Source organism: Priestia sp. MDV22-iso46, assembly GCF_058629175.1.
The window spans coordinates 184645-205848 of the sequence record NZ_JBZVWT010000004.1; the positions used below are offsets into that span (position 1 = coordinate 184645).

Genomic DNA, 21204 nt, shown 5'->3' on the forward strand with positions numbered 1-21204 from the left:
TTGTCATCGATCAACCAGCCCTTCCTTATAAGCTAGAGCATTCATATATTCAATATGCTCTTTTGCTTTTCGCATAGACAGAGACTGCCCATAATGAAAAAAGACCACGTCTCCCGTTGGAAATTGAGCACTCCTCCCCACTCTTCCTGAAATCTGAACAAGAGCACTTTCAGTAAAAATCGTTTCTTCTGCTCCTAATACTGCAACATCTATGTTGGGAACCGTTACGCCTCGCTCTAATATTGTTGTCGTTACTAAAATAACTAGCTGCCCTTCTCTAAATTTCATTACTTTTTCTTTCCGCTGGGAATCTTCAGCATGGACACCGTCTACCTTTTCGGTTAGCTTCCGAATCATGTCTGTGATCGGAGCAATCCACTTAATTTGCGGGACGAAGATAAAGCATTGTTTCCCTTCATTTATTCTTTTTTTCAGCCATTTCTCAACATTAGCAGGCAAAGTATCTGTTTTCATTTTTTTCTTCCAATTGCCACACCATTCAAACCGAGGAACAGGAATAAGCATTCGGTGATAGCGGGCTGGAATTTTAACTACTTGTTTTTTCCCTTGCTCAACGTCTTTTTTTAATGATTCATTTGGAGTCGCTGTTAAATAAATCTTTGATGCAGCGTGTTTAGCTGCTTTTGCAACAGCATAGTGCAGCATAGGCTCTGTCGAATACGGGAATGCATCTACTTCGTCAATAATCAGCACATCGAATGCTTGATAATAATGCAGAAGTTGATGAGTGGTGGAAATAATAAGAGAGGATTCATGAAAACGGTCTTCGCTGCCTCCATACATAGCCAGCACAGACATATCCGGAAATGCCGATTGAATTCTTGGCTTTAACTCAATAACTACATCTGTTCTTGGAGTAGCAATACAGACTTTCTTTCCGCTGTTCAATGCTGCTTCAATACCTTTAAATAAAATTTCCGTTTTTCCTGCTCCGCAAACAGCCCAAATTAACAGCTCTTCATCCTTTTTTATAGCTTGAATGAGTTCATTTGAAGCACGTTCTTGAGCTTTAGACAGCATTCCTTTCCAATTCATCACGCTGCTTTTTGGCAGGACATTACTTGTTGGTCCTTCCCAGTTTATAAAAGGTGTGCACTCACTTACTTTCCCCATTACAATACACGCTCGGCAATAGTAGCACTCCTGGTGACATCTACTGCATGGAAATGAAGCAAAATAAAAGGGGCTATCACTTCCACACCGGTTGCATTTATATCCGTTTTCTTTCTGGGTAAGTGCTTTTTGATAGGAAATATATCCGTTTAGATAATGTTCATGAATGAGAGATAAAGGATAGGGAGTCTGAGTTAGTAGAAGTTGCTTTCCGCTTAGAGAACGCTGAAGATCTAAAGAGTAGGGGTATGAAGGATTTAAAGGTGGAGTTCTCCACGTATCGATTTTTGAGAGAGGAAAAGCAGCTGGGCTAGGTACTTGAACGGGATTTAGCAATTCTTGTTTAACAGTAAAAAGCATATCTTCATTCCTTTCCATGTTTATCGTACACATCTATATACGCAAAAAAAGGTGTTTTTTCCTGCAAAAAACCAAATCAAATGATTTGGTTTTCGATTACTTTTTATACCAGCCTATACCGATGGCACCTTCACCTAAATGTGTGCCAATGACAGCGCCAAAATAAGAAAGGCTCCATTCAATATGAGGATATTCTTGTTCTAACTCTCGTTGAATTTCTTTTGCTTCATTTTCACGATTAGAATGAATAACTACAGCCTTCATAGGTACGTTTTCTTTTGCATCCTCATCAAGAAGCTCGGTAATTCGTTTTAATGCTCGTTTACGCGTACGAATTTTTTCAAACGGAACAATTTTTTTAGATTCAAAATGGAGCACGGGCTTTACTTGAAGCAGACTTCCAATAATAGCCTGAGCAGCATTTAGACGACCTCCACGCTGCAAGTGAGATAAATCATCTACCATAAAATACGCACGCATTGATAGTTTCATCTCTTCAAAACGCGCAATGATTTCGTCAGGATGTTTATTTGATTGGACCATCTCGGCTCCTTCAATCGCATAAAAGCCTTGAACCATACAGCTGATTTCTGAATCAAATACGTGCACGTCAAAGTCTTCTACCATGCTACCTGCCGTCAAAGCACCCTGATACGTTCCGCTAATTCCACTAGATAACGTAATAACGATAGCAGCATCGAATTGATCTCGTTTTAACTGTTCAAACAACTCTACAAATTCTCCGATAGCAGGCTGAGAAGTGGTTGGAAGATTTTTTGCTTCTTTAATTTTTTCAAAATATTGATCTGCAGTCATATCTACTTCTTCACGATATGTTTCTTCACCGAAAATAACGCTTAGCGGCACCATATGTATATGATAGTTTGATCGAATTTCCTCTGATATATAGGCGGTACTATCTGTAATAATTGCTGTTTTCATAAGATAGGGATCCATCCTTTGTTATATAAAATAATTTCACTCTATTCTACAACATTTAGGATTAAAATGCATGTAACGAGAGGTTTACCTATTAGTAAAAGCTCCCTCACGTATACATATTAATTAACAAACCTTGAATTTCTCCAACCCGCTTGAGTAAATTTAAACTGTCTTTTTCTTTTTGAAGGATATCATTTGTCAAGTCAACTAGTTTCGTATCCACTTCTTTCACTAACTTATATACTTTAGTCGTTCCTCTATGATTAAATCCTCTTTCTTCATGAAGTTCAAAGCCATTTTTAACCACTTCGTTCATAAACTGCTTCACAAGCGTCTTGTATTTCCGCAAAGAATCAATAGTTTGACTTTTCACTAACTGCTTTCCCTGTTCTTCAATTTTATTTATCACTTGAGTTAAATGTTCATAGGTTAGTTCTTTTTGTTTCTTGGCCATTACTCCTGTAAATGAAACCGAACCACTTACTTCTTTTTCTCTAATGAGATTCATGGAAGAAGAAAGACTGTTAATTCGCTGTACCTCCACTATGTATCTCTCCTTTCTCTGTTAGTATACACTCCATTCAATTTAGACTTTTAGATGTGCTAGCTTGATTAGCTGAAAGTTTCGAGAGGCATCTGATGCGTGGATATGATGATTATCCTTTAGCTAAGAATGATACTTATGTGCTGTTCATAAGAAGACAGCTTGTTTTTTCGGAGCGAAGAGGTAACTTTAGGCGTCGCTTTTAACACTTCATTCCAAGCGTTAGAAAGCTTCTTCATCATTTGTTGAACTTCACATAAAATAAATGTATCTTTTTTTAAATTAGCCCTAATTAATCGCTCAGACATATAGTTGTATAGGGTATCTAACTGCTCTGCAATGATACCTGCTTGATATGCTAAGCCAATTCCTAGCCGATATAAAATATCGTTGCACTGTTTAATTTTTTCATTCGCTGTAAAATAATCGCTGTGTTGAATTGCTATAACAGCTTCATCAATATTTTGAATAAATTTTTCATATATCATAGCTGTTAGCTCTTGCGGAGATTTATGATAGATTAATTCTTCCGTTATAAAATTCAGCTTCATCACCTTCTTGTCTTCTTTAAATCAGTTTTCTATTTATTTCACTAAAAGCTAACTTTTAAATTTTTTAAAGGACACCAGTTGAGGTTTGAATAAATTCTTCTACGACCTCATATGTATCTGAATGTATTAAAGACTTTTTTTACAAGAGCATGCATCAACTTGATGGACATTGTTTTGAGGTATGGATGCTTTCGTCGAAGGTTGTAGGATCCTTAAGATTCCCTTTATGCTTAAACGAAGTTAAAGGACGAGTAAATGTGTAAAGGTATCATCCTTTGCCTTCCTAAAAGATATTTTCTCCCCTTAACTTATCGGTTGTTTTCCTCTCTCATTAAACATGACTTTTTACCTACAATTTCAAAAAAAGTTATAAAAAGAAAAAAAAAGTCCGATATACCTAGTGGTATATCGGACTTTTGAACTTATCTTACTTCTACCCAACCATTTTTGATTGCCACAACAACAGCTTGAGTACGATCATTTACATTCATTTTTTGCAAAATATTACTCACATGGTTTTTAACGGTTTTTTCACTAATATATAATGCTTCTCCGATTCCTCGGTTACTTTTACCATCAGCTAACAGTTGTAGCACTTCGCACTCACGACGTGTTAACAAATGTAGTGGACGGCGAATCTCAATTGGTTCGTGTGGATAAGAAGACGATTGTCCTTGAGCTGCTAGTCGACGGTACTCTTTTACTAAACTATGCGTTACCTTAGGGTGTAAATATGAACCACCTTCTGCAACTACTTTCACCGCCTCAATTAACGCATCCGCATCCATTTCTTTTAGCAGATAGCCTCGTGCACCTGTTTGTAAGGCATGAGTTACATATGTCTCATCATCATGGATAGATAAAATAATAACTTTAGCGTCCGGATTTACTTCTACAAGCTTTTTCGTAGCTTCTACACCATTTACAGCCGGCATGTTAATATCCATGATTACAACATCAGGTTGATGTTCTTCTACAAGGTCAATAACTTCGCTACCGTCGTCACCTTCTGCAACTACTTCAAAATCTTTTTCGAAATCTAAAATTCTTTTTACTCCTTCACGGAATAATTGGTGATCGTCGATTATGATAATTCTTGTCTGCATGTTTGATTCCTCCCCAAATCGAACAACAAATGTTTTACTCTATATTGACCCCTATTTATATACATATCTCTGCCTTTTTAAGCGGCTATAATCGGTACTTTAATCATAACAAGCGTGCCTTGGTTAATTTTCGAATGAACAGAAATAGTCCCATCTAACAAATCAACACGCTCTTTCATTCCTATTAAGCCGAACGAATTCTCTTTTTTCTCTTCTTGATTAAAACCGCAGCCGTCATCTTTGACAAGCAAAATAGCGTGTTCATTGTTGAACTCTATCTTCACTTGGATTTCCGTCGCGTCTGCATGTTTTAATGCGTTCGTTACAGCTTCTTGCACTAAACGAAACAGTGCTACTTCTAATTTTGAAGCAGTTCGCTTCTCTTGTCCAATGGAAATAAACGTAATCCGAGGCTTGCCTTCGTTATAATCTTCGATTGTATCAAGATATTTACGCAGCGTCGGAATTAGACCTAAGTCGTCAAGTGCCATCGGTCTTAAATCATATATAATTCGACGCACTTCGTATAGGGCAGAACGAACCATTTTTCGTAAATCTCGAATTTCTTCCATTGCTTCTTTTGCACTACGTTCCCGGTAAATTCGGTCAATTAATTCCGATCTCATCATAACATTTGCAAGCATTTGAGCTGGGCCGTCATGAATCTCTCTTGACAAACGTTTCCGTTCCTCTTCCTGAGCTTCAATAATCCGAAAGCCAAAATACTCTTTTTGAATGGCATCTTCTACTATTTCCCCTACTTGTTTTAAATCACTTGTTAAATAATTTAACACAACGGAAATTTGACCTACTAGGTGATCTGCACGTTTAATCGTTTCTTCTAATGTAAGCAAGCGTCTTTCTAGTTCATCTCGACGATTACGCAGCTGATATTCGCTTTGCTGATTCATCAGCAGCTTGGTTTGTAATTCGTGTGCTTTTTCATAAGCGTCTTTTACTTCAGGCTCTGAATAAATTTGAAAATGTCGGCTCACATCAGACAAACGCTTTCGAGCCAACCTTGCCTGAGTTTCCAATTTATCGCCTTGCTCTATCGTCTCAAGAACTTTCCCTTTTAACACTTCTAACTCTTCTTTTATTTGCTGATATTCTTGTCTGGCATCTTCAGAAAGGCGATAGACTTCATTTTTACTATCTCCCACTGTGCCAATAATCTTCTCGAAAATTTCATCAAGTGCCTTGCTTGTTAATTTATGTTTCGACATTTACTCACCCCAAACTATACTCACATTCGGAGAAATGTCTATACGTTCATGCTATATATAGTATTCGTATGACCTATCTGAATTGTGAGGATAAGATCCATATTTTCTCCCTATCTGACTTTTTATATCCAAAAAGTAACGGTTGTTTTTAGTACCCTCAAACTCGACATCAATCGACGCTTGACTCGCGTTATTTGAATAGATTACCATTTACGCTCACTCTTCAACAGTGACTAACTGCCTGTTTAAACCATTTCATTATTTAGCTATACAAGCCTGCACACTCTTTTATTATAACGTATATTCTGTATAGCTTGTTCAAGTGATGTTGAATTTGATTAATTGATGTCTTTTCATAAACATTTTATACTAATAGCAAGTAAACAGTACGTAAATACCCGTTTTTCTTCTATTTATAACGCTAAGGAGGATTTTTTGATTGTTATCACAATATTATACCGTAAAACAAGAAGGTTCACATGAAATCACTATTCAAAAATCTAGATTCATTTGTCATATGAAACGTGTAACAACTGAGGAAGAAGCTCAGCAATTTATCCAAGACATTAAAAAACAGCACTGGAATGCTACTCATAACTGTTCAGCTTACCTAATTGGAGAACGAGATCAATTTCAAAAAGCAAACGATGATGGAGAACCAAGTGGAACAGCAGGCGTACCAATGTTAGAAGTGCTCAAAAAAAGAGGCTTAAAAGATACCGTGGTCGTCGTTACGCGCTATTTCGGAGGCATTAAATTGGGCGCAGGTGGCTTGGTGCGCGCGTATGGAAAATCCGTTTCCGAAGCGTTAAATGAACTAGGTACAGTCAAACGAACTCTCATGGCGGTTATGCATACAACCGTCGACTATACATGGCTTGGAAAATTAGAAAATGAGCTTCGCAGTTCCGTTTATCTATTAAAAGAAATCCACTACGCAGATATGGTAGAGATTGAAACATTTGTAGAGGAAGCTCAAACAGAAGCATTTACTGAATGGATGACCGAGCTAACAAACGGCCAAGCAAACATTCGAGCAGGTGAGACTACCTATTTAGAAGAAGATGTAGAATGAATTATTTACTCTTATTAAAAAACATTGTACAATTGATAAATAGCGCAACTATTCTGATGGTTGCGCTACTTGTCAATGAGTAAAAAACCTCGTACAGATGCATAGCTTTGACGAGTTTGATTCATACATTCCAATTTATAACACATACTAAGTGTCACAATAAGTGTTCGAATATACGAATAAAAGGAGAAACCGTATGGCTCAATATAGACGTTTTCAAAAAAGAGTAAACAAACGGAAAAGAAAACGAAGGCTTTTTACATTTTTTCTGTTACCTATCCTTATTTTAGGGCTTTCTGCAACCGCTTATGGCTCTTATTTATTTGTTAAAGCTAAAACAGTAGCTTCTGATTCTTATGAAGGACTTGGAGATCGCGATAATTCTCCTATGCGTGATCGTAAAATCGATCCCAAAAAAGATGATATATCTATTTTATTTATGGGCGTAGATGATAGTGAAACCAGGAAATTCGGAAAATCAGCCCGTACGGATGCTTTAATTTTGGCGACCTTTAACGAAACCAATAAAACCGTAAAGCTTGTAAGCATACCTCGAGATTCGCGGGTTTATATACCTGAAGTGAACAGAAAAGATAAAATTACTCATGCACATGCTTACGGAGGTCCAAAAGCAACTGTAGAAACGGTAGAACAGCTGTTTAATGTCCCTGTTGATTACTATGTTAAAGTGAATTTTAAAGCTTTCACAGACATTGTAGACTCACTTGGGGGAATCGATTTTGATGTACCTTATGCGATGAGTGAAAAGGACTCAAAAGATCGTCATAATGCTATTGTCTTAAAACCAGGAAATCAACATTTAAATGGCGAAGAAGCGTTAGCTGTTGCTCGAACACGAAAACAAGACAACGATATTGAGCGAGGAAAAAGACAACAGCAGTTGATTGAAGCCATGATTAAAAAAGCTGCTTCCATTGGATCACTAAATAAATATGGAAATCTTATCGAAGCTGTTGGCGATAATATGAAAACGAATTTAATGTTCGGTGAAATGCTTTCGTTTTATGATTATGCTTCGAAAAAAGTAGACATCGAAACCATTAACTTAGACGGTAGCGATGAAAAAATTAACGGCGTGTATTACTTTAAACTAGACAATGATTCAGTGGAAAAAGTAAGTGAAAAGCTCCGCAAGCATTTAGGCATTGAATCAATTTCAGATACAACAGAATAATTAAAAAGACCTCTTGGATATCCAAGAGGTCTTTTTAATTAATTTTTTAAACGAAGTCCACGAACCATGTTAAGAATTGGCCTATATGTCTTATCAACTAGTCCTATCTTTTCAACAATAATTTCAATGGCTACAAGGAGGATAGCTAGTACAAGAAAAGACCCCCACATTGTTTGTACCTTTGAGAAGATAACTGCCGCTAAACCAAATATCGCACTCATTCCATAAATAATTAAAACCGTTTGTCTATGGCTGTACCCTAAGCGCAACAAGCAATGATGCAAATGAGATTTATCAGGAGCCGATAGCGGTTGATTTTTTACGATTCGGCGAATAATAGCAAAGAACGTATCTGAAATTGGTACCCCTAAAATAATAACTGGAACAATGAAGGAAATAACCGCTACATTTTTAAATCCTAACAGAGACAATACAGAAATCATATAGCCTAAAAACAGTGCTCCTGTATCGCCCATAAAAATCTTAGCGGGGTGAAAGTTGTAAAACAAAAATCCGAGCGTACTTCCCAATACGATGAAACCCATGCTTGTCACAAATACATTGCCCATCATAATAGCCATACCCGAGATGGTAATCAATACAATAGAGGAAACGCCGGCAGCTAATCCATCCAATCCATCAATTAAATTAATAGCATTGGTAATTCCTACAATCCATAATACCGTAATTGGAATACTTAACATTCCGAATTCTAATTTTCCGCCAAACGGCAAGTTAATGAAGTCAATTTGGACTCCACCGTATACAACAACAATTAATGTCGCTACTAGCTGACCGCCTAATTTGATTTTAGCGGATAGCTCAATCATATCATCTAAGACACCGGTAATGATGATAATGATGCTTCCGATTAAAATCGGCAGCGCATATTTACTGTCAGGCTGTAAAACGAGGTATCCAATAAGAAAACTAAAAAATATCGCCAAACCTCCAAGGCGAGGCATAATTTTTTGATGAACTTTTCGTTGATTTGGTTTATCCGTTGCACCTATTTTAAACGCCAGCTTCTTAACCAGCGGAGTGATCAGAATAGATGTAATAAAACAAATAAACAAGGTCAAATATAGCATGGAGACCCTCCTCAGGTTTATGTTAACCAAAACCATAAAAAATGTATCCAACTTTATATAATTGGATAGTATTTCAAATTGTGTATAACAATAATTACTTACTTATTCCCAAAATGGATTATATCACAATGATTCTACTACTTAAATAGAAATTTATTCTCAAAAATTAGCACATTTACAAACTATCAATAGAAAAGAACTGTATTTTTTGGTGTATAAACAGCTGATTTACTTTATTCTTATGTGGTTATTTTATGTAGAACATTTTCTTTACTATACTTTATGAAAATATAAGCGAACTCCCCCCTTTTCGTCTAATTTATTCGTCATCTCTAACTCTTTTTCCTTTTTATTAAGCATATTTAAACCTTTATTTTTATTTCACATGGCCCCACTCATTATATGAACAAACTTTTGACCTATGCATGTCCACTATTTCAAACTACATTCACTGAATCGTTGTCCTTATCTTATATCATTTAAAAGTTAAAATATAGTGAAATGGATAGAGATGAAATTAAACAAAAAAAGGAATTTTATCAAAAAAATGAAACTTTTTTCGATACGGTTCGTAATACATAGTAGGAACAGCATCAATCATCTTACATAAAGGGGGTGTTGAATGAACTATGTTCGGTCTATCTGTTCAAACAGTGTATTTGTATGGATTAATTATCTGCGGAAGTCTCACCTTCTTATACATTTTATTTAGCGATTTGTTAGATGGATTATCTGAAGCGATACCTTTTTTTAACCCCACTCTTCTTTTTTCTTTTTTAACATTCTTTAGTGCCAGTGGATATTTGTTCACCTATACGTCATTGCAAAATTATTGGATTATTTCGATTTCCGCTCTTATTGCCCTTCTACTCGTTATTTTGCTCAACGTTTTTGTATTGATTCCTTTATCATCGGCTGAAGAGTCTCTTGCTTTTACTGAAGATTCGTTAAAAGGAAGACTTGGTACCATTATTACTTCCGTTCCTGCAGATGGTTATGGAGAAGTATTTATCGAAGGTGTTAGCGGCACTATCTCCAAACCCGCAGCCAGCTTTAAAAACACTGCTATACCTTTAGGCAGCAAAGTGCTTGTTGTAGATATACAAAGGGGCAACGCACTCGTTGTGATTTATGAAGAAGTTATGACCAATCACTCATTATAAATAGTATTAGGGGGAGTTTTATGTTTTCAACACCTATATTAGTTGTCGTTGGAATTGTTGTTTTTTTATTAATTGCGCTGATTGCCGTATTTATTACAAAATACCGTACAGCAGGTCCAGATGAAGCGTTAATTGTAACAGGAAGCTATCTGGGAAACAAAAACGTGCACATCGATGAATCCGGAAACCGCATTAAAATTGTTCGCGGCGGCGGTACGTTTGTGCTGCCAGTTTTTCAGCAGGCTGAGCCTCTGAGCTTGCTGTCAAGCAAACTGGAAGTATCTACACCTGAAGTATATACAGAACAAGGTGTTCCTGTTATGGCTGATGGGGTATCAATCATCAAAATTGGAGGTTCTATTTCAGAAATTGCAACGGCCGCTGAGCAGTTTTTAGGCAAAGCAAAAGAAGATCGTGAAACCGAAGCTAGAGAAGTCTTAGAAGGTCACCTTCGCTCGATTCTTGGTTCTATGACGGTAGAAGAAATTTACAAAAACCGTGAAAAATTCTCTCAAGAAGTACAGCGCGTAGCTTCACAAGATCTAGCTAAAATGGGGTTAATTATTGTATCGTTTACAATTAAAGACGTTCGGGATAAGAACGGCTATCTAGAATCTCTAGGGAAACCTCGTATTGCTCAAGTTAAGCGAGATGCTGACATCGCAACAGCGGAAGCTGAAAAAGAAACAAGAATCAAGCGTGCTGAGGCTCATAAAGATGCCCAAAAAGCGGAACTTGAGCGAAATACAGAAATCGCGGAAGCTGAAAAAATGAATCAGTTAAAAACCGCTGAATACCGTCGCGAACAAGATATTGCCAAAGCTCGTGCTGACCAGGCATATGATCTAGAAACAGCTCGCGCGAAACAAGATGTAACAGAACAAGAAATGCAAATCCGCATTATTGAACGTCAGAAACAAATTGAATTAGAAGAAAAAGAAATTCTTCGTCGTGAGCGTCAATACGATTCTGAAGTAAAAAAGAAAGCAGATGCAGATCGTTACTCTGTTGAGCAATCCGCAGAAGCTGAAAAAGCAAAACAGCTTGCTGAAGCAGACGCCAACAAATATCGAATTGAAGCAATGGCTAAAGCTGAAGCTGAACGCGTTCGAATTGATGGTTTAGCAAAAGCTGAAGCTCAGCGTGCCCAAGGTGAATCTGAAGCTGAGATTATCCGCTTAAAAGGTTTAGCTGAAGCAGAAGCTAAACAAAAAGTAGCTGAAGCATTCGAGCAGTTCGGTCAAGCGGCTATTTTAGATATGATTATCAAGATGCTTCCTGAATATGCAAAACAAGTTGCAAGTCCTTTAGCAAATATCGACAAAATTACGGTTGTGGATACAGGAAGCAACGGTGAAAACAGCGGAGCTAATAAAGTGACTGGCTATGCAACAAACTTAATGTCTTCTCTTCAAGAATCGCTGAAAGCATCCTCAGGTATAGATGTGAAGGAATTGATTGAAAACTTTTCTGGAAAAGGAAATGTGCGACAAAGCTTGCACGAACTAACGGATGAAATCAAGCAACAAAACAAGAAAGAAGATATCTAAAAATAAAAAGCATGCGGACATAATCCGCATGCTTTTTTAACCTCTTAACACTCGGAGAAGAAACCTAGGTAATTCTAACTGACGCTTCCATCTCCATGGTTCTTTTAACAGTCGATAAAGCCACTCTAAACCAAACTTTTGAAAAACAGCAGGTGCTCGGTTCAATCGTCCTGAAATAACATCGAACGAGCCCCCTACGCCTTGATAAACAGAAGGATTAAGTTTCTCTTTATGAGCAATAATCCAATTTTCTTGGGCTGGACTGCCTAAAGCCACAAAAACAATTTCTGCTCCTGAATCATTAATCGTACGTTCAATGACTTCTTCATTTTTTTCGTAGCCATTTAATGTTCCAACAATTAAAATCCCTGGAAACATCTCTTCCAACTTAGCTTTGGCTTCATCTGCAATTCCAGGCTTGGCTCCGTATAAAAAAATTCTTTTACCGTTATTCGTTGCTTCTTTACACAGCTTCAGCATCATATCAATACCCGTTACACGCTCACGAATACGTCCCTTTTTGAGCTTTGAAGCTAAAATCACACCGATTCCATCTGGAATTTGATAAGTCGCTTGATTTAATAGTGACTTTAATTCCCTGTCTTCTTGTGCTTTCATAATTTTTTCAGGGTTGATTGCTACAATAAATGATTTTCGGCCTTTATCTATATCCTGAAGTAACTTTACCGCTAGCTCATCGTACGTGTCGCTACAAACGTCTATTCCTAAGATGTTTTCCTTCATTAAATCACCCGTATGTTGATTTTTTAGTTTTTTACAAACGAAAGACAGGCTGTTCAGCCCGTCTTTTTATAAAGTAGAAACTTTTGAATCACCAAGTAACACTACGTCAAAGCCTGCTGCTTTCCATTGATCACGCTGAATGCAGTTTTTCGTATCAAAAATAACTTTTGTACGCATGTGATTTTCAACAGCTGATGGAAGAAGCTCTTTGAACTCATTATGATCTGTTAAAATAAGAATCACATCCGCATGTGCAACAGCTTCATCCAAACTTTGCGTCTGACGTTCGATTTTATTCTCTTTGATATGAGGATCAAATGCTGTGTAATCAACGCCCAGCTTTTCTAAATGATGAAGTACATCTGTTGATGGACTTTCACGCATATCGTCAATATTTCCTTTAAAAGCTAAACCTAAAACAGCTACACGTCCATGTTGAATGCCCTTTTCATCTAGTAGGCTTTTCGTTTTCAATGCTGTATATTCAGGCATTGAATCATTTGTATGACGAGAAAGAGAAATAATTTTTGCCAGTTCTGGCTGAAGCTCCGTTAAGAACCAAGGGTCAACAGCAATACAGTGGCCGCCTACACCAGGACCTGGTAAATGAATGTTTACACGTGGATGATAGTTCGCTAACTTAATCGCTTCCCACGCATTTACACCAATTTTTTCACTGATTTTTGCCAGCTCATTTGCAAACGCAATGTTCACATCACGATATGTGTTTTCGATTACTTTCACCATTTCAGCTGTTGTAGCATCCGTTACGTGAATATTTCCTTTTACAAATGTTTTATAAAGCTCAACAGTCAAACGACTAGATTCTTCGTTAATACCACCGACAATACGGTCATTATTTACTAGTTCTTCAAATACTTTTCCTGGAATAACGCGTTCAGGTGAATGAGAAACAAATAACTCACTGCCTAATTCTAAACCAGTTTCTTTTAGCACAGGTAGCATAACGTCTTCTACTGTACGCGGAGGAACTGTGGATTCTAAAATTACTAAATTTCCTTTACGAACGTAAGGAACAATCGATTTTGTCGCTTCTCGAACATAGTTCAAGTTTGCCGTTTTATCTTCATTAATTGGTGATGGTACAGCAATAATAAAAATATCCGCCTCTTCAGCTGTTGTGCCTACCGTGAAGTGGCCGTTGTCAACTGCTGATTCTAAACGTTCTTGTAAGCCGTTTTCTTCTATATGAAGTTGCTTATTTTTAATTAATTCTACTGCTTTTTCATTTACGTCGACACCATGTACATATAAGCCGTGATTGGCAAACATAACAGCTGTCGGTAAACCTATATATCCTAAACCAACTACACACAATTTCTTTGTCATTGCAGAAAATCTCCTTTATATGACATGCTTAATAAATAAAACCTATCTGATATTATATCGAAAAATGTCATTTCATGATAGCATTTATATAAAAACATGAAATAATTTCTTTTACTTATTATTATGTAACATTTTATGAGAATTCATCAATAAACGATATAACCATCTTTTGTACAACGATCTCTAACCCAAAAGAACTATTGAAAATCTCCTTGATTCCCAATAGTTCCCCTAGTAAATATATTTTACATATGCCCTTCTTTTTCGACAATTTCTCTAAAATAGCTCACTAACTCTTCTCGCAGCGGTTCTCTTTGCAGAGCTAAATCAATTGTTGCTTTAATGAATCCAAATTTATCTCCAACATCATAACGTTTTCCTTCGAAATAATAAGCAAGAACACGTTGAAATTCATTCAGACGTAAAATAGCATCTGTTAATTGAATTTCTCCTCCTGCGCCAATCTCTTCTTTACTTAAAATATCAAAAATTTCCGGTGTTAAAATATAGCGCCCCATAATTGCATAGCCTGAAGGGGCCTCTTCTGGATTCGGTTTTTCAACGAGCGTTTCTACGTCTAATAATCCTTTTTCAAGAGGCTCTCCTTTAGGACCTACAATTCCGTACTTTGAAGTTTCTTTCCTAGGCACCTCCTGTACACCAACTACAGCGCATTCATATTTTTCGTATACGTCCATTAACTGTTTCAAACAAGGTGTTTCTGATTGAACTACATCATCGCCTAGCATAACAGCAAAAGGTTCATCTCCGATAAAACTTCTTGCACAGTGAATGGCATGACCTAATCCTTTGGGTTCCTTTTGACGAATGTAGTGAACATTAGCCAAATTCGAAATCCCCTGCACTTCTTCGAGCATGTCCCACTTTTCCTTTGCGGCTAATGTTTCTTCTAACTCATATGATTTATCAAAATGATCTTCGATTGCTCGTTTTCCGCGACCGCTTACAATTAAAATATCTTCAATACCTGATGCTACTGCTTCTTCCACAATGTATTGAATCGTTGGTTTATCTACAATTGGCAGCATTTCTTTAGGCTGTGCTTTTGTAGCCGGCAAAAAGCGTGTCCCTAATCCAGCTGCTGGAATAATAGCTTTACGAATTTTCACTTACTTTTCCTCCTGTCAATGTCAATCGTGCTTATTGGTTATAGTATAGTAAGTCTGCGATTGAGTATGTACACAAAGTCATGTTGAGTCCATTTCTTTTTATAAAGAGTCATGTTGGATTCTGCTTTATCATAACAAAAGATTTTGTATAATTCTATTTTTATCATTTATAATGAAAAGAAAATTAATCACTTATAAATATAATTTTATGCTCCACTTATGTATAGAAAGGAATGGGATTATGAGTTCGTTTTCAGATCACTTACAGCACCAATTTATACATCATTTCCCGTACAGTGATGCACGCTATCGTACGAATGCCCAAGCAGGATTAGACCTTTACCGTACCCATTCATTCTTCATTTTGCACAATGATGAACAGATATTAAACGTTAAAATCGATTCGTTTTATGTTGAACTAAACAAGCAGCTGCTCCCTGAAAGTACCTGTTCTTGTCAGCATAACGGATTTTGTGAACACTGCTTTGCAGCGTTTTTTTATATGTATTCATTAATAGAACCGCTTGCGCCCCTATTCAAAGAATGGCGAAATCAGGAAAAAGCAGCTTTGACTATGCTATCTGCCAAACAAGTGTTAAAAAAGCCGAAGGCAACTTTTCAAGAGTGGAGACAAACTTTTGAGGAGCAGTATACGCTTTTTATGCAGGGGCGGAACGAAAATGACCGTTCCATTTATCACGAATATTATCAGTACTATTACCGTGCTTTAGTGAAAAAGGCTCCTGAGCACCCATTGCTTTATGCTTTATTTTGTATGTATGGAGCGGTCCATACATTCTATAAACTATCAGCTCAATTACAGGCACAGCAGCTTTCTACTAACATCGAGGAATCATTTGTATATAGTCACGTCTACAAAATAACAAATGAAATTTATGCTACCGCTGATTCATTAAAGCAAACGAAATACGATGGAGATGCATTATCTATTATAGAGGACAGCATTCCATACATCCGAGAATTATTGCATAAAGATATGCCTTTACAATACGAACGTATTGAGATTTATCGCGTTATTTGGCAAAAAGTCTTCACGTTAGAAAAGTGGCGAAAAACTGAGGAAAGCGAATTAAAAGCCAAGCACGTTTCTTTTATAAACAATACAGCTCTTTCCTATCTTTTATTCCTTCAAGAAAAAGATGGCGAAGCAAAAGAACGTTTGAGCGATGAAACACTACAAATGATTCCCTATCTTATTCCTTGGTTAAATGATTTATTGCACGAAAAAGAAACTGACCGCTTTGCTCAGTGGGGCTCTTATATAATGGCCTATATAGGAGATTATGTACGCACCGTTCCGACTACTTATCAAGGAAGCCGAAACATGGTCTCCATGATTGTAAATTTATTTCAGCACTATAAAGACTTAACGAACGATCAAACTTTGTATACTGAAGCATTACAAACATTACTTCCCTATAGTTTTATTGAATACAGTGATTTTCTATATGCTTCTGACCAATTGAAAAAGTGGGTTGAATTACAGGTGCTTCTTCAATATGACAGCATCAAATATGACGAGCAAACGATAGAAGCCTTAAAACAAAAAGATGAAAAGCTGGTTATTCCTCTTTATCATCAAATGATTTCAAAGCTGATTTATGAAAAAAAGAAAAGCAGTTATCAAGAAGCCTATATCTACTTACAAGAATTAAAGAGACTTTATCTACAAATGAATCGCTCTCTACTATGGGAACATTATATGGAAGAATTAGCGATAAAAACGAAGAAACAGCGCGCGTTTCAACAACTATTAGAAAAAGGAGATTTACTGAATGTTTGATTTGTTTCATTTAACACTTGAAGTCGAACCTGTACACGGTGACTTTTTTCTCTACTGTGTATCACCTAGCGGCCAAATTTTGCTCCCTGATACATGGAAAGATGCGCTGTTTCTATGGCATGAACAGACCTATTACGGAAGCGAAGCTACACAGGTTGAGATTAATGGAAAAAAAGGAATTCTTCTTTCTGCATGGCAAATGTTCACTTTCATACAACTACCTATTCAACAGCATGTGTTGAAACCGGCTTTGTCCGCTTCAGCGGAAGCTTATCAGCAAATTGCAGTCGATATGACAAAGAGGATTATCCAAGGGAAATTTCATTCTCTTCCTTTAAAAAAACAAATGACTGGATCGCTTTCACAAGCTGATGAGCAAGAGTGGCGAGCACAAATTAAAGAGAGCCTGTTAAAAAAAGAAGGAAAGGACTTTTTAATAAGCATAGAAGGCGAGAGCTATAATCCTCCCTTTGACCTTTCATTGCGTATTGTAGAGCCAACGACCGATGGAGATGTATGGATGGCTGAAACATTCGTGATTCCCCACGATGAAGCCAAAGAACCTTTTATACTGGGAAGAACGCTTCCTAAAGAGTGGAACCACTACGAATCATATATCGCTTACGAACACGAACGATGGAAAGCATTGGCTCCTACTTTATACCAAAAAGGCGCGTTTATTCAGTCTGTCCTAACAGATGAGGAAGTATGGGAATTTCTAACTCAAGATAGTGCAGCATTGATTAAACAAGGTGTCTCTATCCATTTGCCAAGCTGGTGGGAATCATTAAAAAAAGCCACCATCAAAGTATCTGGCGCTATAGAAAATACTTCATCTGCATTGTTTGGTAAGCAAGCAATCAGCAGCTTCCGCTGGTCATTTTCTATTGGCGATCAAACTTTCTCAGAAGAAGAGTTTCGGAAATTAGTCGAACAAAAACGCCGATTATTATCTATTAACGGACAGTGGATTCAACTGGATTCTAGATTAATTAAACAAGCGCAGAAAATTGTTAAAGAAGCTAGTAAAAAAGGCGTCTCAATTCATGAAATTTTAAAAACGAAGCTAACCTACATGGCAGACAGTAAAACCGATGAAGAAGAGGTAAAAGTTGAGTTCCAACTCCCCGCTTCCTTTCAATCATTTATTACATCCTTAACGGATTTAGAACGGCTGCCGGAAGTGCTGCCTCCCTCTGAATTTAAAGGTGCATTAAGACCTTATCAGCAGCAAGGTTTGAATTGGCTCATGTTTTTGAGAAAGTTTAACTTAGGAGGATGTCTAGCAGATGACATGGGGCTAGGTAAAACCATTCAATTAATTGGTTATTTAACAAATATTCATCAGTTACATAGCTCTCCTTCTCTTATCGTTTGCCCAACTTCTTTAATTGGAAACTGGGAAAAAGAATTACAGAAATTTGCCCCTTCTCTTCGTGTTCATGTTCATTACGGGCCGAAAAGAACCAACGGATACGCATTTGAGAAGATATGTGAAAGTACTGACGTTGTGATCACGACTTATCAAGTTGCTCTTTTGGATGTCGAATTGTTGAAAGGGTTTATGTGGAACAGCATTTCCTTAGACGAAGCACAACATGTTAAAAACCCGCAGACTAAACAGGCGAGAGCCATCCGTCAGCTGCAAGGAAGACACAAAATTGCGCTTACTGGAACTCCAATTGAAAACCGTCTGCTGGAACTATGGTCATTATTTGAATTCATCAATCCTGGTTACTTAGGAACAATCAATTCATTTAAAAACCGATTTGTAGCAGGCATTGAAAAAGGCGAGAAACCTGAACGAACTGTTGAGCTTAAAGCACTCATTCAGCCTTTCTTATTGAGAAGAACAAAACAAGATAAAAACATCGCCCGCTCACTGCCTGATAAACAAGAACAAAAAGAATATATCCCGCTGACAGCGGAACAAGCTTCACTTTACCAAGAGCTAGTTCAAGGAATGCTTCAAGAAACAGAGGAAAAAACAGGATTTGAACGAAAAGGCATGATTTTGCAAACACTAAATAAGCTAAAATTATTATGCAATCATCCAGCTTTGTACTTAAAGGAAAGTGCAGCTAAACAAACGGTACGGCGATCTCATAAAAGTGAAAAAATTATTGAACTCGTAGAGAGCATTCGCACACAGCAAGAAAGCTGTTTAATCTTTACTCAGTATATTGAAACAGGACTCATGCTGCAAAGAACCTTAGAAAAAGAAATCAACGAGCCGGTTTTATTCCTTCACGGAAGTTTGTCAAAAGAACAACGAGATGCGATGGTTGCTCAATTTCAAGCAAGGAAAAAAGCCATCTTTATCCTTTCTCTTCGCGCAGGTGGAACTGGATTGAATTTAACAGCTGCAAATCACGTTATTCATTTTGACCGATGGTGGAACCCTGCCGTTGAAAACCAAGCAACCGATCGCGCCCATCGAATTGGGCAGAATAAATTTGTTCATGTTCATAAGTTTATTACAAGAGGAACGATTGAAGAAAAAATTGATGAAGTGATGAATCAAAAACAACATCTAAACAATGAACTCATCCAAGGAGATCAATGGGTAACAGAACTTTCTAATAAAGAACTACAAGAGCTTCTTGCATACAGAAATGAATAAGAAAAATTATAAAATGTGTTACAACGTTACTAAAAAGAGGACTTTTTTACTTGTCCTCTTTTTTTATTAGATCATTCGACACAAAAAAAATAAGTGCAAATCATTCTCCAGCTACTGATAAAGATACAAAAAGCGCAATAAATAGCGTTTTTTGAATAAAAAGGTATTTTTATAGCGAAAAAGACCCTTTACTTTCTCTTTAAATTCCAGCATATTTATACATATAATATTTTTGTAATTTAATAGACATATTGGAAAAATAAACACGAAACATTTACATAATTAGGGGGATTTATTAATGAAAAAAAGGCAGCTCGCTTTATCTCTAGGCGCCATTGTTGGCGGGACATTCTTATATCAAGCTTCAGCTGAAGCATCTGCTTCAACTGTTCAAGTGAAAGCTGGAGATACACTTTGGTCATTATCTACCAAATACCATACAACGGTAGAAGCTTTAAAAAGCGTAAATAAGTTATCTTCAAATACAATTCACATAGGACAAACGTTATCGATTCCTTCCGCTTCAACCTCTCAACCATCTAATAAGGAAGAAAAGCCTTCAGCTCCTGCTACTGGTTCGACCTATAAAGTTCAAAGCGGCGATACCCTTTGGAAAGTTGCTACTCGTTTTAATATGAACGTAGAAGAATTAAAACGTTTGAATGCTCTTTCTTCTAACATTATTTATATTAACCAAACGTTAAAAGTAAATGGAAGCAATAGCGCATCGACTCCAACTACGAGTAAACCAGCAGAAACTCCTTCTAAGGATGCAAACGGAACTTACAAAGTTCAGCGTGGAGATAGCCTATCTAAAATAGCTTCGACATTTCACATGAGCGTCAGTGAGCTAAAACAAATAAACGGATTAACGTCTAATACGATTTATGTAAATCAACAATTAAAGGTATCAAAAAGCAGCCAAACAACTACGCCAACAACAAAACCAAGTACATCCACACCTTCAACTTCTAGCGGAACATTAAATGTATCGCAAATGATTTCAGATGCAAAACGTTATATAGGTGTTCCTTACAAATGGGGTGGCACAACTCCTTCTGGTTTTGACTGCAGCGGATTCATTTATTACGTAATGAAACAACAAATTTCTACAACGCGCTATACGACGGCTGGTTATTGGAGTGTATCAACACCCGTCAGTAATCCACAGCCTGGAGACTTAGTGTTTTTTAATACATATTCTAGCGGTCCTACACATATGGGCATTTACCTTGGTAATCGTCAATTTATTCATGCTGGATCTTCTACGGGTGTAACCATCGCAAGCTTAGATAACAGCTACTGGAGCAAGCGCTACTTAGGGGCAAAAAGATTTTCTAAATAATTGATAGAAGCTGAAACAAAAGTATTTTAATTGGAGGAAGATCCGAACGAGTTTGATTCTTGATGGAGAATCAAACTCGTTCGGATTTTTTCATTGGTAGGGTGGACGTAGGTTTCATATATGTAGGTTCTTCTAGCTGTTGAGCGGAGGGCAAAGCGAAGACTCCTGCGAGAAAAGCAGAATAGATGAGACCGCGCGCAAGTGACGAGGAGGCTCATCGGCCGTCCGCGGAAAGCGAATCCTTGCACGGAAATCAACAGTAGTGTAACAA

Annotated in this window: 17 protein-coding genes; 7 read left to right on the forward strand and 10 right to left on the reverse strand. The window is 37.1% G+C overall.

From position 1 onward, the window contains the following. Positions 1 to 3: 3 nt before the first annotated feature. The 6 genes from AC4NPH_RS21845 to AC4NPH_RS21870 form a co-directional block, all read right to left on the reverse strand. Positions 4 to 1512 (reverse strand): ATP-dependent helicase ComFA, encoded by a 1509-nt coding sequence (locus AC4NPH_RS21845; RefSeq protein WP_491938924.1) that lies wholly within the window; start codon positions 1510 to 1512, stop codon positions 4 to 6. A 78-nt stretch (positions 1513 to 1590) separates the two neighbouring features. Continuing rightward, the gene (locus AC4NPH_RS21850; protein WP_098196941.1) at positions 1591 to 2436 is read right to left on the reverse strand and encodes a DegV family protein; all 846 of its coding nucleotides are present in this window, start codon (positions 2434 to 2436) and stop codon (positions 1591 to 1593) included. Positions 2437 to 2542: 106 nt separating this feature from the next. Next, positions 2543 to 2980, reverse strand: coding sequence for a YaaR family protein (locus AC4NPH_RS21855; RefSeq protein WP_013059770.1), 438 nt, complete (start codon positions 2978 to 2980; stop codon positions 2543 to 2545). A gap of 119 nt (positions 2981 to 3099) precedes the next feature. Next, positions 3100 to 3531 carry a flagellar export chaperone FliS gene (gene fliS / locus AC4NPH_RS21860; RefSeq protein WP_098196961.1) on the reverse strand — a complete coding sequence of 144 codons (432 nt, stop codon included), beginning with the start codon at positions 3529 to 3531 and terminating at the stop codon, positions 3100 to 3102. Between the two features lie 422 nt (positions 3532 to 3953). Continuing rightward, the gene (locus AC4NPH_RS21865; RefSeq protein WP_013059772.1) at positions 3954 to 4637 is read right to left on the reverse strand and encodes a response regulator; all 684 of its coding nucleotides are present in this window, start codon (positions 4635 to 4637) and stop codon (positions 3954 to 3956) included. A 77-nt stretch (positions 4638 to 4714) separates the two neighbouring features. Further along, entirely contained in the window at positions 4715 to 5863 is a 1149-nt protein-coding gene (locus tag AC4NPH_RS21870) for a sensor histidine kinase (protein ID WP_013059773.1), read from the reverse strand. Between the two features lie 439 nt (positions 5864 to 6302). On the opposite strand from AC4NPH_RS21870, the gene AC4NPH_RS21875 reads away from it, so the two are divergent. Further along, a complete protein-coding gene (locus AC4NPH_RS21875; protein ID WP_029319369.1) occupies positions 6303 to 6938 on the forward strand; it encodes a YigZ family protein in 636 nt (211 codons plus the stop codon). Between the two features lie 196 nt (positions 6939 to 7134). Next, a complete protein-coding gene (locus tag AC4NPH_RS21880; protein ID WP_097812342.1) occupies positions 7135 to 8133 on the forward strand; it encodes an LCP family protein in 999 nt (332 codons plus the stop codon). A gap of 38 nt (positions 8134 to 8171) precedes the next feature. Here AC4NPH_RS21880 and AC4NPH_RS21885 read toward each other — a convergent pair whose 3' ends face one another. Beyond that, positions 8172 to 9224 carry a glycosyltransferase family 4 protein gene (locus AC4NPH_RS21885; protein ID WP_013059776.1) on the reverse strand — a complete coding sequence of 351 codons (1053 nt, stop codon included), beginning with the start codon at positions 9222 to 9224 and terminating at the stop codon, positions 8172 to 8174. A 629-nt stretch (positions 9225 to 9853) separates the two neighbouring features. Between AC4NPH_RS21885 and AC4NPH_RS21890 the strand changes: the two genes are divergently transcribed. Both AC4NPH_RS21890 and floT read left to right on the forward strand, forming a co-directional pair. Beyond that, positions 9854 to 10387: an NfeD family membrane protein gene (locus AC4NPH_RS21890; protein ID WP_013059777.1), complete on the forward strand. Its 534-nt coding sequence runs from the start codon at positions 9854 to 9856 to the stop codon at positions 10385 to 10387. A 20-nt stretch (positions 10388 to 10407) separates the two neighbouring features. Then, positions 10408 to 11937: a flotillin lipid rafts scaffold protein FloT gene (gene floT / locus AC4NPH_RS21895; protein WP_013059778.1), complete on the forward strand. Its 1530-nt coding sequence runs from the start codon at positions 10408 to 10410 to the stop codon at positions 11935 to 11937. Between the two features lie 36 nt (positions 11938 to 11973). Here the strand turns inward: floT and AC4NPH_RS21900 are convergent, their stop codons facing one another. The 3 genes from AC4NPH_RS21900 to galU form a co-directional block, all read right to left on the reverse strand. Next, positions 11974 to 12681: a WecB/TagA/CpsF family glycosyltransferase gene (locus AC4NPH_RS21900; RefSeq protein ID WP_013059779.1), complete on the reverse strand. Its 708-nt coding sequence runs from the start codon at positions 12679 to 12681 to the stop codon at positions 11974 to 11976. Positions 12682 to 12747: 66 nt separating this feature from the next. Then, complete coding sequence (locus AC4NPH_RS21905; RefSeq protein WP_013059780.1) at positions 12748 to 14031, reverse strand: nucleotide sugar dehydrogenase; 1284 nt, start codon at positions 14029 to 14031, stop codon at positions 12748 to 12750. Positions 14032 to 14276: 245 nt separating this feature from the next. Further along, the gene (gene galU / locus AC4NPH_RS21910; RefSeq protein ID WP_063670704.1) at positions 14277 to 15161 is read right to left on the reverse strand and encodes a UTP--glucose-1-phosphate uridylyltransferase GalU; all 885 of its coding nucleotides are present in this window, start codon (positions 15159 to 15161) and stop codon (positions 14277 to 14279) included. 241 nt (positions 15162 to 15402) lie between these two features. Here galU and AC4NPH_RS21915 point away from each other — a divergent pair, with 241 nt between their 5' ends. The 3 genes from AC4NPH_RS21915 to AC4NPH_RS21925 all read left to right on the forward strand — a co-directional run bounded on the left by AC4NPH_RS21915 (position 15403) and on the right by AC4NPH_RS21925 (position 20933). Continuing rightward, positions 15403 to 16965 (forward strand): replication initiation protein, encoded by a 1563-nt coding sequence (locus AC4NPH_RS21915; protein ID WP_097812341.1) that lies wholly within the window; start codon positions 15403 to 15405, stop codon positions 16963 to 16965. Beyond that, entirely contained in the window at positions 16958 to 19588 is a 2631-nt protein-coding gene (locus tag AC4NPH_RS21920; protein ID WP_013059783.1) for a DEAD/DEAH box helicase, read from the forward strand. Before AC4NPH_RS21915 ends, AC4NPH_RS21920 begins: the two co-directional genes overlap by 8 nt. Positions 19589 to 19886: 298 nt before the next feature. Next, entirely contained in the window at positions 19887 to 20933 is a 1047-nt protein-coding gene (locus tag AC4NPH_RS21925; RefSeq protein ID WP_097812340.1) for a C40 family peptidase, read from the forward strand. The last annotated feature ends 271 nt before the right edge of the window (positions 20934 to 21204 follow it).

What these genes read in the sequence shown, in the direction of transcription:
- AC4NPH_RS21915 (WP_097812341.1), top strand. Translation starts at nt 15,403, where the DNA reads ATGAGTTCGTTTTCAGATCACTTACAGCACCAATTTATACATCATTTC.
- fliS (WP_098196961.1), bottom strand. Translation starts at nt 3,531, where the DNA reads ATGAAGCTGAATTTTATAACGGAAGAATTAATCTATCATAAATCTCCG.
- AC4NPH_RS21885 (WP_013059776.1), bottom strand. Translation starts at nt 9,224, where the DNA reads ATGCTATATTTGACCTTGTTTATTTGTTTTATTACATCTATTCTGATC.
- AC4NPH_RS21865 (WP_013059772.1), bottom strand. Translation starts at nt 4,637, where the DNA reads ATGCAGACAAGAATTATCATAATCGACGATCACCAATTATTCCGTGAA.
- AC4NPH_RS21890 (WP_013059777.1), top strand. Translation starts at nt 9,854, where the DNA reads ATGTTCGGTCTATCTGTTCAAACAGTGTATTTGTATGGATTAATTATC.
- AC4NPH_RS21920 (WP_013059783.1), top strand. Translation starts at nt 16,958, where the DNA reads ATGTTTGATTTGTTTCATTTAACACTTGAAGTCGAACCTGTACACGGT.
- AC4NPH_RS21905 (WP_013059780.1), bottom strand. Translation starts at nt 14,031, where the DNA reads ATGACAAAGAAATTGTGTGTAGTTGGTTTAGGATATATAGGTTTACCG.
- AC4NPH_RS21880 (WP_097812342.1), top strand. Translation starts at nt 7,135, where the DNA reads ATGGCTCAATATAGACGTTTTCAAAAAAGAGTAAACAAACGGAAAAGA.
- AC4NPH_RS21850 (WP_098196941.1), bottom strand. Translation starts at nt 2,436, where the DNA reads ATGAAAACAGCAATTATTACAGATAGTACCGCCTATATATCAGAGGAA.
- AC4NPH_RS21900 (WP_013059779.1), bottom strand. Translation starts at nt 12,681, where the DNA reads ATGAAGGAAAACATCTTAGGAATAGACGTTTGTAGCGACACGTACGAT.
- AC4NPH_RS21845 (WP_491938924.1), bottom strand. Translation starts at nt 1,512, where the DNA reads ATGGAAAGGAATGAAGATATGCTTTTTACTGTTAAACAAGAATTGCTA.
- AC4NPH_RS21925 (WP_097812340.1), top strand. Translation starts at nt 19,887, where the DNA reads ATGAAAAAAAGGCAGCTCGCTTTATCTCTAGGCGCCATTGTTGGCGGG.
- floT (WP_013059778.1), top strand. Translation starts at nt 10,408, where the DNA reads ATGTTTTCAACACCTATATTAGTTGTCGTTGGAATTGTTGTTTTTTTA.
- AC4NPH_RS21870 (WP_013059773.1), bottom strand. Translation starts at nt 5,863, where the DNA reads ATGTCGAAACATAAATTAACAAGCAAGGCACTTGATGAAATTTTCGAG.